At 65.4% G+C, this 15,324-nt stretch carries 19 protein-coding genes; all 19 read right to left on the bottom strand.

Annotation, left to right across the window (positions count from 1 at the left end; genetic code table 11):
- Window positions 1-4 precede the first annotated feature (4 nt).
- The 19 genes from ACK4HL_RS05070 to ACK4HL_RS04980 all read right to left on the bottom strand — a co-directional run bounded on the left by ACK4HL_RS05070 (window position 5) and on the right by ACK4HL_RS04980 (window position 15,278).
- Entirely contained in the window at window positions 5-226 is a 222-nt protein-coding gene (locus tag ACK4HL_RS05070; protein ID WP_409756960.1) for a tail protein X, read from the bottom strand.
- On the bottom strand, window positions 223-645 hold the full coding sequence (locus ACK4HL_RS05065; RefSeq protein ID WP_409756959.1) for a phage tail protein: 423 nt from the start codon (window positions 643-645) through the stop codon (window positions 223-225). Before ACK4HL_RS05065 ends, ACK4HL_RS05070 begins: the two co-directional genes overlap by 4 nt.
- Window positions 645-3,032: a phage tail tape measure protein gene (locus ACK4HL_RS05060; protein ID WP_409756958.1), complete on the bottom strand. Its 2,388-nt coding sequence runs from the start codon at window positions 3,030-3,032 to the stop codon at window positions 645-647. The genes ACK4HL_RS05065 and ACK4HL_RS05060 overlap by 1 nt, the downstream gene beginning before the upstream one ends.
- A gap of 3 nt (window positions 3,033-3,035) precedes the next feature.
- Complete coding sequence (locus ACK4HL_RS05055; protein WP_409756957.1) at window positions 3,036-3,176, bottom strand: hypothetical protein; 141 nt, start codon at window positions 3,174-3,176, stop codon at window positions 3,036-3,038.
- Window positions 3,173-3,442 (bottom strand): phage tail assembly protein, encoded by a 270-nt coding sequence (locus ACK4HL_RS05050; RefSeq protein ID WP_409756956.1) that lies wholly within the window; start codon window positions 3,440-3,442, stop codon window positions 3,173-3,175. The genes ACK4HL_RS05055 and ACK4HL_RS05050 overlap by 4 nt, the downstream gene beginning before the upstream one ends.
- A gap of 26 nt (window positions 3,443-3,468) precedes the next feature.
- Window positions 3,469-3,999: a phage major tail tube protein gene (locus tag ACK4HL_RS05045; protein WP_409756955.1), complete on the bottom strand. Its 531-nt coding sequence runs from the start codon at window positions 3,997-3,999 to the stop codon at window positions 3,469-3,471.
- 26 nt (window positions 4,000-4,025) lie between these two features.
- Window positions 4,026-5,273 carry a phage tail sheath family protein gene (locus ACK4HL_RS05040; protein WP_409756954.1) on the bottom strand — a complete coding sequence of 416 codons (1,248 nt, stop codon included), beginning with the start codon at window positions 5,271-5,273 and terminating at the stop codon, window positions 4,026-4,028.
- A 71-nt stretch (window positions 5,274-5,344) separates the two neighbouring features.
- On the bottom strand, window positions 5,345-5,566 hold the full coding sequence (locus tag ACK4HL_RS05035) for a hypothetical protein (protein WP_409756953.1): 222 nt from the start codon (window positions 5,564-5,566) through the stop codon (window positions 5,345-5,347).
- An 18-nt stretch (window positions 5,567-5,584) separates the two neighbouring features.
- Window positions 5,585-6,424 (bottom strand): hypothetical protein, encoded by an 840-nt coding sequence (locus ACK4HL_RS05030; RefSeq protein ID WP_409756952.1) that lies wholly within the window; start codon window positions 6,422-6,424, stop codon window positions 5,585-5,587.
- Window positions 6,424-7,158: a hypothetical protein gene (locus ACK4HL_RS05025; RefSeq protein ID WP_409756951.1), complete on the bottom strand. Its 735-nt coding sequence runs from the start codon at window positions 7,156-7,158 to the stop codon at window positions 6,424-6,426. The genes ACK4HL_RS05030 and ACK4HL_RS05025 overlap by 1 nt, the downstream gene beginning before the upstream one ends.
- A gap of 50 nt (window positions 7,159-7,208) precedes the next feature.
- The gene (locus tag ACK4HL_RS05020) at window positions 7,209-8,405 is read right to left on the bottom strand and encodes a hypothetical protein (RefSeq protein ID WP_409756950.1); all 1,197 of its coding nucleotides are present in this window, start codon (window positions 8,403-8,405) and stop codon (window positions 7,209-7,211) included.
- A gap of 4 nt (window positions 8,406-8,409) precedes the next feature.
- Window positions 8,410-8,592, bottom strand: coding sequence for a hypothetical protein (locus ACK4HL_RS05015; RefSeq protein ID WP_409756949.1), 183 nt, complete (start codon window positions 8,590-8,592; stop codon window positions 8,410-8,412).
- 13 nt (window positions 8,593-8,605) lie between these two features.
- Complete coding sequence (locus ACK4HL_RS05010) at window positions 8,606-11,050, bottom strand: hypothetical protein (protein WP_409756948.1); 2,445 nt, start codon at window positions 11,048-11,050, stop codon at window positions 8,606-8,608.
- A gap of 7 nt (window positions 11,051-11,057) precedes the next feature.
- Entirely contained in the window at window positions 11,058-12,299 is a 1,242-nt protein-coding gene (locus ACK4HL_RS05005; protein ID WP_409756947.1) for a phage tail protein I, read from the bottom strand.
- The gene (locus ACK4HL_RS05000; RefSeq protein ID WP_409756946.1) at window positions 12,292-13,152 is read right to left on the bottom strand and encodes a baseplate J/gp47 family protein; all 861 of its coding nucleotides are present in this window, start codon (window positions 13,150-13,152) and stop codon (window positions 12,292-12,294) included. Before ACK4HL_RS05000 ends, ACK4HL_RS05005 begins: the two co-directional genes overlap by 8 nt.
- Window positions 13,149-13,565: a GPW/gp25 family protein gene (locus ACK4HL_RS04995; RefSeq protein ID WP_409756945.1), complete on the bottom strand. Its 417-nt coding sequence runs from the start codon at window positions 13,563-13,565 to the stop codon at window positions 13,149-13,151. The genes ACK4HL_RS05000 and ACK4HL_RS04995 overlap by 4 nt, the downstream gene beginning before the upstream one ends.
- Window positions 13,562-13,786 (bottom strand): hypothetical protein, encoded by a 225-nt coding sequence (locus tag ACK4HL_RS04990; protein WP_409756944.1) that lies wholly within the window; start codon window positions 13,784-13,786, stop codon window positions 13,562-13,564. The genes ACK4HL_RS04995 and ACK4HL_RS04990 overlap by 4 nt, the downstream gene beginning before the upstream one ends.
- A gap of 120 nt (window positions 13,787-13,906) precedes the next feature.
- Entirely contained in the window at window positions 13,907-14,485 is a 579-nt protein-coding gene (locus ACK4HL_RS04985) for a phage baseplate assembly protein V (RefSeq protein WP_409756943.1), read from the bottom strand.
- Window positions 14,478-15,278 carry a hypothetical protein gene (locus ACK4HL_RS04980; RefSeq protein WP_409756942.1) on the bottom strand — a complete coding sequence of 267 codons (801 nt, stop codon included), beginning with the start codon at window positions 15,276-15,278 and terminating at the stop codon, window positions 14,478-14,480. Before ACK4HL_RS04980 ends, ACK4HL_RS04985 begins: the two co-directional genes overlap by 8 nt.
- Between the last annotated feature and the right edge of the window lie 46 nt (window positions 15,279-15,324).

The raw sequence follows: 15,324 nt of genomic DNA, 5'->3' as shown, positions 1-15,324 counted from the left end.
GGCCTCACCACAGCTTCACAGGATCGAGGATGGCCGGTTCGCGGGGCGTCGGCACCGGCATGTCGAACGTAGTGCCGACCGACAGAAAGGCGCCGAGCTCGCCGAGCCCCGGATTGATGTCGAGGATCTGCTCGACCAGCCCCGGCATGGGGCGCCTGAAGCGCCGCCAGACGATGAGCGACACGGTGATGAACTCGCCCTCGACCGTGACACGCTCGACGATCATGAGAACATCCCCGAGAAGAGCGAGAAGAAGCTGCCGTTGGACGGCTTCGCCGCGCGCCGCACCGTGATATCCACATCGACCACCCGGCCGATGCCTTTGGCGTCGAGATAGCTCGACCGCTCGGCGACCTTCTCGATCACCACCCAGCCCATCTGCGCGCCATCGCCGCGCATGAGATAGAGGGGCCGCCCGGCAGCGCGGGCCTGGTAGAGCGTCTTCAGGTCACCCAGGCCTCCGAAGCGGTGCGGGAAGATCCGCGCCGTGATCGACCAGCTCTCCGACCCCTCGCCCACCCATTCGAGGGGCGGCCTGGCGCCCAGCACGGGCTTTTCCACGAAGCTGGATTCGTGGTCATGGCCGTAATCCGTCGCGTTGAAGGGGTAGATCTCGAAGCGGACGGGACCGAGCGACATCAGCATCAGGCAAACCTCAGGCCGGCATCGGCATAGATGCCGCGGAAGGTCTCGCGGACCTCGTCCCGTAGCACGCGGCGGATCTGCTGGACGACGTCCTCCGGCTCCGTGCGGCCGTTGAAGCTCATGTTGAAGACAGGCGATACCGTGATGCCGCCCGCCGGGAAGGAGCCCGCCCTGTTGACGTAGCCGGAGCGTCCGGCGGTGATGAGCTCGGGTCCGCGCTCGCCCACCATGTAGCTGGCGCCTCGGCTGACCGGACCTCCCCCGGCGCGCTTCGTCAGGTCCTCGATGGGGCCGACGCCATAGGGGTCGTTCGGATCGGCTGCAGGCTTCAGTCCCGCCCCGGCGCCGCGCGGATTGACGGCGGGCGCCGGTGTGCTGCCCGGGAATGACAGGGCCGAGCTGATGCTGCTGGCGATCCCACTGGCCCAGTTGAGGATGTCGTTGCCGATCGAGATGAGCCCGTCGAAGAAGGACTGCATGAACTGCCGGCCGACGTCATAGAGGCTCCCCAGAGAGGCGGCGATCCGGGCGGGAAGTTCCGCGAACCAGCGGATGGCATCGCCCGCGGCCGTGCCCGCCGCCGCACCCCACGCCTGCCACTTCGCCGGAGAGATCTCGAAGCTGAGCCTCGACAGCCAGCCGAACAGCGTGCTGACGCCGGAGATGACCGGATCCAGCAGCGGGCGCAGAGGGCCGAGCGCCGTCGAAAAGGACTGCCCGAAGGCGGAGAACATCTGCCCGATGCCCTGCCAGTTGTCGTAGATGAACTTGCCAGCCATGGCGATGCTGAGGAGGACGGCGCCCACGCCCGTCAGCATCACGGCGCCGCGAAGGGCGACGGCGGCCGCTGTCACCAGCCGCATCGGGTTGAGCAGCCCCAGAAGGCCTGAGCCGAGCGTGCTGAACACGGCCGACAGTCCGCCCGCCTGCCCGATCATGGCGAGGCCCAGCAGCGAGCCCCGAAGGCTGGCGAGGCCGCCCGACAGGAGCGCCAAGGGTGCGGTGATCGCCACGGCCCGGAGGCCCACGAGCGCCGCCGTCAGCGTGCGGAACCCAAAGGCCATCGTCGTCAGCATGCCGCCCTTGCCCATCAGACCGATGAAGGTGAGGCCTGCAAGTGCTGCCTTCAGCGCAATGAAACCTGCTGTGATGGCCACGAGCGCACCGGAGACGCCCGGATATCGGTTGACGATGGCGGTGAGCATCTCGAGGACGGGCTTCAGCGCCCCGGCAATGCCGCCCAGCACCGGAATGAGCGCGGACCCGAGGCCCGTCTGGAAGTTCTGCAGCGCGATCTGGAACTGCTTGATCCGTTCGACACTGGTTTCCATCATCCGCGCGAAGTCGGCGCTGATCACACCGTCGGCTTTCGCCGCCTCGTCCCGGAGCCGGATGTAGTCCTCGAGCCCGGTCAAGAGCGGGATGAGACCCTTCTGGACCTGGGCGTCGGCGAAGAGTTCGCCCAGCCGCGACATGTCCCCGCCGAGTGCCGTGTTGATGGCCCGCAGCGAGGCCTCGAGCGGATCGGTGCCATTGGCCTTTGCGTCCTTCAGGACCTTCTGGATGTCGATGCCGAGCTTCCTGAAGTTCCGGATCGCGTCGTTCGAATTGATCTTCTGCAGGATGTTGCTGAAGTTGGTGGCGGCCTCCGAGGCATCCCCCGCACCCCGGCGCACGATCTGCAGGGCGGCGGCGATCTGGGCAAGACCGCTCTCACCGGTCATGCCCTTGGAACTGGCGAGCGCCGTGATGGAGGGCAGATACTGCGCCATGTCCCTGAGCTCGAAGCCCCCGGCCTTGCCGGCGGCCGCCATGATGTCGAAGGACTTGCCCAGGCCTTCGGCGGCAACGCCGAGGTTCGACATGGCGGCGAAGCCCGCCTTCGACAGGTCCTCGAGGCTCGCGCCTGTGGCGGTCGCGGCCCGGGCGATGGACGGCATGGCCTTCGTGGCCCGCACCACATCGAGGCCCATGCCGACCAGGAAGTCCTGCGCCTTCACGATGTCGGTTGCGAACTGGTTCATCTCCGAGGACGTCTGCTTCGCCGCCTCGCCGATAGCGCGCAGCTGCTCTCCCGTGAGATTGCCCTTGGCGCCGATCTCGGCCAGCGCCCGGTCGAACGCCTGAGCTGCCTGCACCGGTGCGGTGAAGGCGCTCTTCAGCACGTAGAGGGTGCCCACGGCATCCAGCATCCGCCCACGGGCCGCATCGAGCGCCCGGTTGTTGCGCGTGATGGCGGCATCGAGCCGGTCGGCCATGGTGATGGGCGCCGAGGTCGCGTCCCGGACGGTTCGCGTCAGCCCGCGCAGGCTGTTGGCCACACCCCGCGCCGGGCCCGAGACCCGGTCGAGCAGTTCGACGATGAGCTGGGTGGTCTGGCTGGCCATGAATTACTGTCTCCCTGCACCGGCAATGCGGCGCGCCTCGGCGTGCCAGAGCAGCACCTCGGCCCAGTCCATGTCGTCAAACGCAATCACTGGCGTCGACAGCACATGCGCGACATCCGCTACTACGCCGCGCCATGCGCTCATGCCGGCGCCTTTGGCAAAAAACCGCCGAGCACCTCCGAGATCGCCGCAAAGTCGGCGGCATCCATCTCGTCCATGGCCTCCAGCGGCAGGTCGCAAAGCGCGGCCGCCATGGCAATGCCCTGGTCGAGTTCCGTTCCTTCCGGCTCGCGCATCTTCTCCATGGCGCGGAGATCCCTCACCTTCGGGCGGCGGATGGTGACCTCAGTGATCATCCGTTCCTCCACCCTGATAGGCCGGACGAGCTTCAAGCTGGCAGTATCGGTCATGTCACTATCTCCCGAAGCTCTGATCATCAGCGCTGGATGCGCAGGATGCGGCGCTCGTCGTCGTTCTGCGAGACGCCGTCGAGGCGCCATTCGGTCGAGAAGAAGTCCCAGAACAGCTTCTCCTTCTCGTTGAACCAGAGCTCGTAGTGCATGACCTCGTTGATGGCGTATTCGTGCCCCTGCAGTTCGCCGCGCTGGAAGGCATCGGGCTCGATCTTGCCGAGACGGCCCTCGATGATGGCCTTGGCCTCGATCGCAACACCGGCGCGCTTGTCGCGGATCACCCCATAGGCGGTGAAGACCTTTTGGCGCGAGGAGCCGAGGCCGAACTGGGTCAGCAGGTCCGGGTCCCAGCCGTTGAGCTTGAAGGTGGGCTCGAGCTTCTGGATGCCGACCGCCACCTCGATCTGGACGCGGGATCCCCCGGCATGGTGGTCCTGGTACATCTCCTGCAGGGTGGGCAGCTTCAGTTCGGCAAGGGTCAGGTGCTTCGAGGCAGTGGGGTCGTGATCGCCGGCAAACAGGTTTGCCGATTCCATGATGAAAATCGTGCTCACAGAGGGTACTCCTTCTGAATTGATGATCAGCCGGTGACGGCGTCGACCTGGGCGAGCAGGTCATCGAGCAGCGCGTCGAGCGCGGGCCGGTAGCGGGCGGACTGGATGCCGAGGTAGCGAAGCACCGGGGCTTCCTCGGCGGCGAAGTTCACGGTGAAGCGGCCCTGTCGGAGTTCCTCGGCGGAGTTCTGGTCCCGGGTGAACTTGACCTCGTAACCGAGGATGTCGCCGTCAGCCTTGAGGTCGCGCATGGCGAAGCCCATGGTGTTGAGCACCGCCTGGATGGTCTGGCCCGTGAGGTTGAAGCGCCCAAGGTAGAAACGCAGGGTGCGCAGGAACATCAGGTGGATGTAATCCCTCCCGCGCGTGACGTTGTAGAAGCGCCAGAGATCGTCCTCGCCGGCATTGTCCGTGCCAACAAACACGAAACCACCCGATGCAATAGCCGTCTCGACGCCGAGCTCGCCGCGGAGAAGGACGCCGACATTGTGCGAGAGCAGCCGCTGGCCTTCCGTTGCGCCATCGGTCAGCGAGAAGCCGATGGGCCGCGAGGGTCCGACGATCCCCTGCGCCGGCTGGTTGGCCCAGGAGTGGAAGGGCCGCCCCTGCTTCTCGTGGTCACGCCTGACGCCGATGCCGATGACGGCGGGCGAGAGCGGCATGATGGCGACCTCGCTTCCCGCCATGACACGCACGGCCGGGTCGACGGGAATGAGCCGGCTCGAGGAGATGGTCTCGCGCCAGTCGATGGCCGCCTGTTCGGTGGTGGCGGGCCCGTCCACCACGGCGTGGGCGAGAAGCTTGTTGCAGATTGCGGGCAAGGCAGCGCACACCGCATTGGCATCGGTCCCTGTCCGCTGGCTGGTGAAGCCGGGGGCGCAGATAAGCCTGGGGATGACGCCGAGCAACGGCCCCGCCTGCACGAAGGCCTCGAGCCCCGTCGAGATGCCGTCGCCGACGATGCTGGCGATCGTCTCCGCCGTCGTATCGCCTTCCTCGACCCTCACCACCACGACCTTGGCGGCGACCTGAAACTCGCCGAGCTGGGCATTGATGAGGTTCAGCGCATCCGGGATCGTGCCTTGCGAGCCGAGCGCCGTCCGCTTCGCCGCGTCATCCGAGTACATGAACACCGGCGTATCGAGGGGGAACACGTCCGCACTTGCGTTGGGCGCCGTTCCGATCAGCCCCACCACCGACATGTCGGACCAGACGGCGGGACGCGGCTCATTGTCGATCCGCGTGATCGATATGCCAAAGGTCGGATCGCTCATTGCTCAAGCCTCCTAAACTGGAAAACCCCGCACGAGGGCGGGGCGAGATGGACGGAAACTGTGGGAAGGGTTCAGAACTGCAGGACGGGCGTCGAGACCTCGAGACTCGCCTTGTCGAGAGCGGTGAGCGTCACGTCGAGGATGAGCCGTGGCGCACCGTTGACGGCGGGCGTTCCGAAGAACCGCACGGCCCGCGTGAACCCTCCGTCGACCTCGACGATCTCCGTCACCGAGACGGAAGCGATCTCTGTCAGCAGCAAATGCTGCTCTGTAATACTCAGCGACGAGGACATCGGCAGCTCCCTGCAGGTTCAGTAATTGGTGGTCACCCAGGCGGTTCCGTTCCAGCGCTTCAGCGGCTTCGCCACCCACTGCGAGCCGCTCCAGACCTTCACGGGCTTCGCCACGAATGCGCTACCGGTCCACGCCTTGACATTGCCGCCCGAGGGTGCGGGTCTGAGGATCACGGTCGCCGCTCCCCAGGCGTCGCTGGTGGTGCTCTTCGAACTGACATAGGCGCCCGGATCGACCACCTGGCCCGAGGTGAGCGGTGTCGCGAGATAGCCGCAGGCGCCGGCAACGTCAGCGAGGATGTTGGCGGTATTGTTCCCCTTGGAAATGAGCGTGTAGCCCGACGAGACGGACGTGATCGTCTGCGCGGAATTGTTGACGCAGGCGTTGGCGCCGAAGACGACGGCGACGCAGCCCGCCTTGGTTGCCGCAAGGCCGGCGGGCGGGTTTGAGTGGGCGCCATTGATGGCGCCCGTGATCTGGATGGCGGTATCCAGCGGCGAGGCCGGATCGATGCCGCGCCAGACGGTCAGCATGGCGATGCTGGCGCCGTTGGTTATGGAGTTGGTTGTGACGTTGCCGGTGGGTGCCGAGGCGGCAAGCGCCCGGAACACGATGAAGTTCATGTCGGCGAGGTCGTGCTGGAAGACCTTGGTCGTGGCCGTCCATGTTAGGCCGCCGCCACTGGCGATCGAGAGCGCATTGTTCTGGTTGTTGGAGGTCGCGTTGCCGACGGCCAGCAGCGCAAAGTCGCCGGCCCGCATCTGGGTGTCGATACCGCCCGCGAGCGAGCGCGGGTTGACGCTGACAGCGCCGCCGTCGATCGTTGCCGTGCTGTGTCCGACGAACTGGATGGGCATCAGTTGGTATCCACCCAGAGGTCGTTGACGGCAGGGCTCGCGGGCGCGGTCGTACCAACGGAAATGTTGCGCAGCGATCCGGTTCCGAGGCCAAGCGCTGTTCGCTGGGCGGCGGCATCGGCGGCCGTCAGGACCGCGCGGCCCGCCGCGGTCCCGTCGGAGATCTGCGCCGCCGTGTGGGTGTGGCTCAGGGCCGCCTTGCCGTCGAGGGTTGTCTGGAGGCTGGTCACATCCGCGATGGCATGGGTATGCGCCGCGGCGGCCTTGGTGGCGCCGAGCGTGTCGACATAGGCGGTGGTGGCGAGACGGGTCGAATTGTTGCCCTGTGCCTGGGTGGGTGCCGTCGGCGTGCCGGTGAAGGCGGGCGAAGCCAGCGGCGCCTTGGCATCGAGAGAGGTCTGCAGGTTCGCTACGTCAGCAATCGCATGGCCGTGAACGGAAGCGGCCTTGCCGTCGAGCGCCGACTGCATGGCGGTCGAGACCGGCTTTGCCGCGTCCGAGGTATTATCGACACTGCCGAGACCGACGTCGGCCTTCGCGAGTGCTACAGCGCCCGTCCTGCCCGCCACGGACACGACGGGCCCGACCTCGACGATGAACTCACCGCCGTCGCTCTTCTTGATGTAGAGCTTGCCGTCGGTCGTGTTGACGGCGATCTCGCCCAGGGCGAGGTCCGTCGTCGCGGGAACCTTGCCCGCAAGCGAGGACCGCTTGAGGCGGATGGTGTTGGCCATGAAGCCTCCGCATGAGAGATGAGTTCAGACGCCGGGAAACGGGAGTCCGTTCAGTAGGCACCGCCGTCGAGGGGCGAAGTCGGCATCAGGAAGCGTGCATCGGCCTCGGCCTTCGACCAGACATCGGAGAGAATGAAGATCGACTTCTCGACCTCGATCGCATCTCCCGCGGCGGCCGGCGTTACCAGCGTCACCGTGGTGCCGTTGCTGGCGGTGAAGCCTGTTCCCGCGATCAGACGAAGACCGTTGCGGTAGACAGTGACGCGCCCGACATCGTAGCCACCGCCGATGGTGAAGACGGTCTGTCCCTCGGAGGCCGTGAACGTCTCGATCGAGGAAGAGCGAAAGACGCTCGAGGCCGCGACGATCCACACGGCACCCGTATAGACCTTCATCAGGTTCGAGGCCGTATCGAACCAGAGAACACCGGGCGTCAGCGCATTCCCGAGGGCGTCGGAGGACGGGGCCATGGCGGAGGCTCCGGCATATTTGGCGCCGAGCCCCGCCAGCATGGCCTGCGCGGAACTGGCAGCCGTGGAGGCCGTGTCGGCACTCCCCGCCGCTGCGATCGCCGAAGCATTGGCCTGTGTCCGCGACGCGGCAGCAAGATTGGCGGCGTTCGCCGCACTGGCCGCCTGGGATGCCGCCGCCTGCTGGCTGGTCGCAGCCTGCTGGGCGCTCTGGGTAGCAGCCGTCACGGAAGCCGCGGCACTCTGGGCGGCGGCGAGGATGGATGAGGCCAGAACCGGATCGGTCGTGGCGGTGATGAACCAGTCGGAGTGAGCACCCGTCCCACCTGTGGCCGTCACGAGGACCGAGAGTTCGCGGCTCGACGGGTCATAGGCGTTGAGGCGTCCGGCCAGCCAGTTCTGGGGCGCGATCTCGCTCGACACCACGAGAAAGCCCGCCGGCGCAAAGCGCTGATGGTCTTCCTCGCGGATGAGGAATGTGCGGATACCGGTTCCGACCGTCACCTGGGAACTGGACTGCGCAGTGAAGATGGTTCCGAGATGCGCCGCCGTCTCGATCCGCTCGCGGATGACAAGGGCTTCCTGGAGGACCGGCAGCAGCGCCGCGTCGATCCGGCCAAGCGCCACGTCTTCGAAGCGCTCGACCTGCTCGTCCCATCCGACGGCCTTCTCCTCGACCGCATGAAGCCTGAGGTCGACATCCTCGTGGACGCCGTTGAAGTAGGCGGCCTGCACCTCGTCGTCGTCGGCGACCCGGTAGCGTTCGAAACGGCGCATCGGCTCAGACCTTCGTGAAGGTGATCACCGCCGCGCGGATCGTCTCGAGGATGGCGCCCGATACGGTGACGTCGGGGTCGTTGGGATGGAGCGCAATGCCGGAGAGCCTGATGGGCCGCGCCAGTTCCACGCGGTACATGGATTCGGGGTCGATGGTCTCTGCTTCAGTTCCGGTTCGCTTTGCCATGTGCTCAGGCTCCTCAGATGGCGGTGTCGATGCGCTGTTCGATGTGGAAGAGCTGCCCGGCGGAACTGGCGCCGCCGACAAGTTTTATCTTGTATGCGGCGATGGGGCTCGCGACGGTGAAGAGGTATTCCTTCTCGACGTCATTGGCGCGGTCGGAGGAGGACACATTGCGGGTCACGACAGCGGCCGGTGTGACGGAGGTGGCAAAGCCCGCTCCCGTCAGCAGCGTGACGGCAATCGTGTGCTGGGCGGCAACGAAAGGATAGAGCCTCACCACGACCCGCACCTGCTTGGTGGTCATGCCGGACGGCAATGTCCGTTCGCTCGAGACATGGGTGAACGCCGTCTTTGCGCGCGACACCCTGACCTGGCTGTCGGTTGCGTGGATCACCGGCATCAGTTCTGGCGTTCCGGTCATCACGGCGCGCAACGGGAGAACGGCGGGCAAGCTGCCGAGGAAGTCGGGGGTCGTCTCGGCGATCGAGTACCAGGTGTCGCCGACCCGGACCTGGTAGGTGAGGTTCGTCGCGTCCGGCACGATCTGCGGCGCCAGGATGTCGATATCGGCGACGCCGCCCGCCAGCTGCAGGGGCTTCAGCTCCACCGACACGCGGGTGGATGTGAACTTCGCCACGTGGACCTTGAAGCGGATGTCCTTGGTGAGATCGCCGAGGAGATACTGTCCGTCGGTCGAGAAGAACAGCGTGCCAGAGGTGAAGTTCGAGCCCGAGACGGTGCCGATGTAATGGGCGCCGCCGGTGATGACGAGGAGCCCGTAGCGCCCGCCTTGCTTGAGGAGTGTCGGGCGGATGGGAAACAGCGTCCATTCCGGAAAGCGCTTCAGGTTGCCTTGAGCCAGCGTCGACTGGGCAAGGACCCGGTTCGGATTGGGGGTGCCATCGGACCGCGTCTCGCAGATTGCCACCGTCACATTTCCGGTGGGACCGATCTGGGTGAAACCGAGCGACAGGCCGGAGCAATAGCGGGCCTGGCCGTTGACAAAGGTCTGGCCGATCTGGACGCCCTGGATGGTCGAGATCGTCGGCTGGTACTCCCAGTAGGTCTCATCGAAGGTATCGGTCCAGAACTGGCGCACACGGTACCAGCCATGGGCTGCGTTGCGGCCCACGGCGGTCGGAATGTTGCCATTGGCATCGCGAACCTCGAACGTCTCGCCATTTTTGGTGAACACGCCGGTGACGGAATTGTACTGGCCGCCCGACCAGAAGCTCGAGTTGGTGCAGACGGTGCGGGTGGTGCCGTAGCGGATGCGGGTGCGGCTGATCGAGCGCTGGATCAGCTGGTGGGTGGCGAACTGGTAGTCCGCCACGGGGATCGCCTGCACCACCTCATTGGCAACGGGGGCTCCAACCACCAGGGCATCGATGCTTGTATAGTTCGGCACCATCAAGCCGTCGGCGGTCACGGTGACGGAGCCGTTGATCGGATTGTCGAGCTGGAGCGTGGACAAGGCAGTGGCGGCCCAGGGAAAGCGCACGCCCTCTTCTACCAGGGCGTCATAGCCCGCAGCGGTGACATCGCTCTCATCCGCCGTCAGGAACTGGTCGGCGCCGTAGAGGGAATTGAGGTCGGAGAGGTCGAGGTTCTCCTTCACCACGGCAAGGTTCGCGGCAATCGCCGTCAATTGGCCGGCCACGAGGTCGGCGAAGGCCTTCATCTGGGCCTTGATCACCGACAGATCAGCCTCGATGGACGCCGTGATATTGCGGCGAAGCTCGTCCAGCGCCATGCGCAGGGCCGCAACCTGAGCCGCCAGATCGGCGAACTCGGCCCGCGTGGGAAGGCTGTCCACCCGGCGCCCGAGGGTCGCAAGGTCGGAGAGGAGTCCGTCCAGCACCTGTCCCACGCGGAGCTGCCAGGCGGTGATGCCGTCGAGGCGTTCCTTCGCGAGATCGAGCTCGGGAACGGCAAAGTCGGCCCGCATGGTGACGGAGATGATCCCCGCCGTACCGATCAGGACATCGGCGATGGGGACATAGGCCTCAGGGATGGCCGGGCGCTGCGGGTCGGCACTCTCGGAACCGGGAACGACCGAGACCTGCGCCACCCGCTCCTGCACCATGGCGACCGACTGCGGCTCGGTGGCCCTCGTCGTCACGTTGATCAGGAAGTCGCGGGGTTCGATCTCCGAATCGATGGTCTGTCCATAGGCCACGAGCGTCACGATGCGCTGCGCGGCGGCCGGCAAATAGGTCGAAAGACTCACGGACAGTGTCGCATCATGGGCGAAGATGCGGCCGGCGCTGTAGAGACGCCCAGCACCCACCTGCACGGTCGTGGCGCTGTCGCGGGTCGAGAGGAAGCCCGCGTATCCCTTGCCGCTGATGAGGAGATCGCTCACCACGTCCTCGAAGGTCCGGGCGGCATAGTCCTGGATCGCGTTGAGGTCGCCGAAGGTCACGTTCTGGCGGGACCGGAAGATGCGCTGCTTTTCCATAGGTGATCTACCTTTCGAGCCACTCGCCGAGGCGAAGGCCTGCAAATGACTTTCCGTCACCGAAACGGACGGGGCTGTGGGCTTTGGAGTTCAGAAAGATCGTGTCGCGCGCCGACTGCGAGATCCGCACCGCGTCGACGGCGTTGAGAAGTCCCAGCGTATCGTCTTCGACCAGGTGATCGTCGACGAACTCGAGGGCCGCTTCGGGCTTTTTGCCTGTGATGCGCACCGTCAGTTCCGCAGTGTAGGGGTCGAGCCGGAACCTTGCGCTGTCGACGAAGTCAGTGGACAGAGGCAGTTGCGTAGCCCGGTCGAAGTCAAAGAGTCGGATGCTGTCGTAGATCCGGAAGCGCGCCCGCGATTCAACCAGCCAGACGAGATCGATGGGCAGGTCGTCGGAGAACAGGCTGACGTCGTCGGTTGCTTCCGTCGTGACCCGTTCAGGCCAGGTGGTGACGGGGGTGAGCGAAGGCCTCACCAGATTGTAGGCATAGCCGCCGATGGTCTCTTCCGGAGCGGCTGCGAAGGAGATGATGCGGTTCGGCGTATCGGGATCGTCGAGGAACAGTTGGGACGGAACGTCATCGGCAAAATACAGCCCGCCCGCCTCACCGGCCAAGATGATCTCCTCGTGGAAACGTCCGCTACCGGTCGTGACCTCGGACCACAGCAGCGGGACCTCCGCACCATCCCGGTAGAGAACAGCCCGCCGTCCCAGGGCCTCGCCCGGGTTGAGCCCGTCATCCGCGAAGAAGCTCGGACCATCGTCAGCGCCAAGATAGGCATCGGCATGATCGGCGGGACCGCTCATCGCGGTCACCCGGTCAAAACCCTCCCTCGCAAAGCTGCGAATGCGGATCTCCGGAAATTGCCTGACCCATTCCCGGCGGTCTTCTTCCCCGAATGCCGGTGCTGCAAAGAAGTCCGAGCGCGGTGTGAGGGTGCGGACGAGATCGGCGCCGACGAGCGACAGGTGCGCGCGGAACCCCGCTTCCGTGGTCTTGAGCCGGTGCAGCCGCGCCTGTTCGGCGATGACCCAGCGTTTCCGCTCAACTGACCACTCAGGGTTCCACAGGTCGACCGAGCGCTCGAGCGCCAGGAAGGGCAGCAACTCCGGCGGACAGAGATATGGATCAGTGACGTCGCTGACGAGATGGGCCGGAAGGTCCGCTCCCCTGGCAGAGGCGAGCGAGACGGCCTTCTCAAAGTCCGTGGCATTGCGCGGGAGAAGGTCGGCCTCCTCAGACATCGCGCACCACAACGCTGACAGTGATGGCGGTACAGAAAGCAGCCTCGTCCGGCCTGACGAAGATGTCGGCGACGGGTGCGATGGCCTCGACCCGCTCAGCATTGGGCACATGCGCCGCGCGCCAGAGGCCCGAAGCCGCGACCGTGACGCCGATCCGGTGACGCTCGTCGACATAGGTCCGGAGCGCCGCGAGAGCATTCGCCTTCACCGACACCGGATCCTGGCCCAGCGCCACATGCACCGTGACGGCGACGGCGTAGGGGACGATCCTCGCCCCGATGACGGCGATCACGTCGGTGGCGGGCGCCCCGTCATCGGCCAGCAGCTTCGCCCTGACCCGCTCGATGACTTCCGAAGCAACGGCCCCCTGCCCCGAGTTCCCGAGCAGCACGACATCGACATGGCCCCGCCCACGCGCCACGACGCCGACATCCTTCAGATTCGGAAAGGCAGCCTGGAGCGCCAGAAACTTATAGGAGCCCACCGTTCCGCCATGCGGCATGGCCTCGGGCGCCAGCTGGGTGCGCCGGCGGAGCGAGGCATCGGTCTCACCCTCGAAACGGGAAACGCCATAATAGGCGGCAATCGCATCTAGGTTCGCAGCCGAAGCGAAGGCTAGCATCCTCTGCCGCGCGGCATCATTGATGCGGGCCCGCAGCAGCACCTCCCGATAGGCGAAGACCTCGATCAGCTTCCGGGCCGGCTCGCTCTCGAGGTCGATGACGCCAACGATGGCCGGGAAACGCGAAACAAGGTCATCGCGCATCGACGTGACGATCGCCTCGATATCCAGGGTCTCAACTACGCCGGGATAGGGAAGCGACGCGAGGTCGAAGACGGCAAAGCGCGTCATGCAGTCTCCTCTTCGCGGATGATGAGCCCCGCGGCGTTCACGTAGCCGTTGACCCGCCTTGCCCCTTCGACCGTGAAGTCGTCATACATGGCGCGAGGCCGGTACTCGCCGTCGAGATAGAAGTGCAGTCCACCCTCGCGCGTGGCCTTCAGTACCTTGATCTCGGTCACCCGGAAGCGCGGCTCCCACTGCTCGATGGCCGAGGTGATGGCGACGAAGAAGGGCGTCACCTCATCGGGTGTGATCAACTGGCCCAGTAGGTTCGGCACGAAGGAGCCGTACCATTCGCGGATGATCCGCTCGCCGAAGCCTGTCGTGAAGATGTCGGAGAGGGACTGCAGCACATGCTCCCAGCCGGTCAGCACTGACCCCGTCGTAGCATTGAAGCCAACGGACGGGCTGGTGATGGTCATTGATCGCCATCCGCTGACTGTTTCTTCGGCCTGGGCTTCCGCTCTCCAGCTGGTTCTTCGGGTGTTGCCGGTGCCGAGGCCTTGTCCAATGCCGTCAGCGTACCGAGCCGAAGCTCGTGCTCTGCCTGGCGTTCGGAGAGATGGAGGACAGTTCCCACTCCGGTGTTGTGGTGGGCAGCGACGAAGGGGCCGGCCTTCTCGGTGATGGCATAGCGGGGCATATGATACCTCTATGATTGTCAGGAAGTTCGATGGTCCAACAGCTGGGCAGCGCTCGGCCCGCCTTCACCGCAGAATATGCGGTGCTTGTACGGCCTATTCTCCGCACCCTGCTCCGGCTGTCAGTTTGCGGGCACATCCGTCATGTCGCCGCCAGAAACGACCCCACCGTGGATATGACTGGACCCAATGTTCTTCCCGTCATGCGTGACCTTGCCGCCGGTGATGGCCACTCCGGCGTTGCTCACTTCAACGTTGACGCCGCCAACCTTGATCGTCACGGCGGCGGAGGTGACGTTCAGGGTGGCGGCGCCAACAACGACCTCGCAGAGGTCGTCCTTGATGGTCGCAGTGACATTTCCGTAGGTGAGGACGTTCTCATCGCCCTTGGACGACGGGGACTTGTTGTGGGCGCTCCAGGTCATCGGCAGCGCCACGGCCTGCTGCCAGTCGCCGTTGGGCGAGAGGGCCGTGAACTGCTGGCCCTTCGATGGCGGTGTGTGAACCTTCAGCGCGCCCGCGATCTGGGCGTAGGGCACCCAGGGTGACAGGAAGGGCTTGCCGTCGATGTCCTTCCCGAAGTTGAGCCTGACGCGCTGCTTGCCGGCGTCGACTTCCTCGACCCTCCCGTGACGCATGACGCCCGAGAAGCGGCGCTCGAGTTCTGCAATGCGAGCTGCAAGCTCGACGACCTCACGCATCGGCGATACGCGCCAGTGAGGTGTAGTGGTTGACAATCACCGGATCTGGAGCACCCGTGATAACGGCTTCCTCGAAGACTTCCGGGTCTTCGGAAAGATCCAGCACCGGTCCGAGGCCTATGGCATCTGCTGTTTCCAGATGGATTCCGAGCATGTTGGCCGCTCGGCGCCAGTCGGCAAGCGGTGAACCTTCGATTTCAGCGCGGAGCATGCGGGCGATGGGCGCCAGATCGGTGTCCGCCTCCATCACGGAGAGCAGATCAGCCCATGCCGTGCCGGCAGCGATGGTTGCGCCGTCGGTCGGCGCTTCGATCAGGTCACAGGTCAGCACGATCTGCCGCGCGGCAAAGCGCACGCCTTTCTCGACCGAGGCCCCGCGCCGCGACAGGCGCCTCGAGATGCGCGGTACGAGCCTCATCCAGACGCGCGACCAGTCGCTCCGCTCCCGCGTCAGCGCCGCCATGACCTGATGCTCCATGAGATCAAGGGCAAGCTCCATTCCCTCGTCCGTGTGCGGGATGGTGATGACGCTTTCCTCACCCGCAACCTCGACCCGTGCCGCGATGGCCGCCTCGATGACAAGGTCGCAAGAGACGTCGCCATGAAACAGGTCGCGGCCCGTCACCTCCATCTCGTGATCGTCAGTGGTCACGATCAGGATGGGCTGGCGCTCCTCCGCGATGGTCTGATCAATAGGTGCGATGGCGCTGTCATAGACGCGGGGCCCGGCCAGCGTTGCATCGCGAAGCGCACGCGCGGCAGCAATCCGCATGGCAAGACGGGCGAGGCTCATGCCGAAACTCCATCAACGCCGAAAACCTTCCAGACCGGAATCTTTT

This window comes from Aestuariivirga sp., assembly GCF_046294715.1.
Lineage (GTDB): Bacteria > Pseudomonadota > Alphaproteobacteria > Rhizobiales > Aestuariivirgaceae > Aestuariivirga.
The sequence above is the reverse complement of the archived record's forward strand: the minus strand, read 5'-3'. Positions and strand labels throughout refer to the sequence as shown.

Bases quoted from the DNA above. Each gene is read 5' to 3' on its own strand.
- ACK4HL_RS05025 (WP_409756951.1), bottom strand. From the start codon at position 7,158: ATGGCCAACACCATCCGCCTCAAGCGGTCCTCGCTTGCGGGCAAGGTT.
- ACK4HL_RS05070 (WP_409756960.1), bottom strand. From the start codon at position 226: ATGATCGTCGAGCGTGTCACGGTCGAGGGCGAGTTCATCACCGTGTCG.
- ACK4HL_RS05055 (WP_409756957.1), bottom strand. From the start codon at position 3,176: ATGAGCGCATGGCGCGGCGTAGTAGCGGATGTCGCGCATGTGCTGTCG.
- ACK4HL_RS04985 (WP_409756943.1), bottom strand. From the start codon at position 14,485: ATGCGTGAGGTCGTCGAGCTTGCAGCTCGCATTGCAGAACTCGAGCGC.
- ACK4HL_RS05050 (WP_409756956.1), bottom strand. From the start codon at position 3,442: ATGACCGATACTGCCAGCTTGAAGCTCGTCCGGCCTATCAGGGTGGAG.
- ACK4HL_RS05005 (WP_409756947.1), bottom strand. From the start codon at position 12,299: ATGTCTGAGGAGGCCGACCTTCTCCCGCGCAATGCCACGGACTTTGAG.
- ACK4HL_RS05030 (WP_409756952.1), bottom strand. From the start codon at position 6,424: ATGCCCATCCAGTTCGTCGGACACAGCACGGCAACGATCGACGGCGGC.
- ACK4HL_RS05000 (WP_409756946.1), bottom strand. From the start codon at position 13,152: ATGACGCGCTTTGCCGTCTTCGACCTCGCGTCGCTTCCCTATCCCGGC.
- ACK4HL_RS05035 (WP_409756953.1), bottom strand. From the start codon at position 5,566: ATGTCCTCGTCGCTGAGTATTACAGAGCAGCATTTGCTGCTGACAGAG.
- ACK4HL_RS05010 (WP_409756948.1), bottom strand. From the start codon at position 11,050: ATGGAAAAGCAGCGCATCTTCCGGTCCCGCCAGAACGTGACCTTCGGC.
- ACK4HL_RS05040 (WP_409756954.1), bottom strand. From the start codon at position 5,273: ATGAGCGATCCGACCTTTGGCATATCGATCACGCGGATCGACAATGAG.
- ACK4HL_RS04990 (WP_409756944.1), bottom strand. From the start codon at position 13,786: ATGCCCCGCTATGCCATCACCGAGAAGGCCGGCCCCTTCGTCGCTGCC.
- ACK4HL_RS04995 (WP_409756945.1), bottom strand. From the start codon at position 13,565: ATGACCATCACCAGCCCGTCCGTTGGCTTCAATGCTACGACGGGGTCA.
- ACK4HL_RS05015 (WP_409756949.1), bottom strand. From the start codon at position 8,592: ATGGCAAAGCGAACCGGAACTGAAGCAGAGACCATCGACCCCGAATCC.
- ACK4HL_RS04980 (WP_409756942.1), bottom strand. From the start codon at position 15,278: ATGAGCCTCGCCCGTCTTGCCATGCGGATTGCTGCCGCGCGTGCGCTT.
- ACK4HL_RS05020 (WP_409756950.1), bottom strand. From the start codon at position 8,405: ATGCGCCGTTTCGAACGCTACCGGGTCGCCGACGACGACGAGGTGCAG.
- ACK4HL_RS05065 (WP_409756959.1), bottom strand. From the start codon at position 645: ATGCTGATGTCGCTCGGTCCCGTCCGCTTCGAGATCTACCCCTTCAAC.
- ACK4HL_RS05060 (WP_409756958.1), bottom strand. From the start codon at position 3,032: ATGGCCAGCCAGACCACCCAGCTCATCGTCGAACTGCTCGACCGGGTC.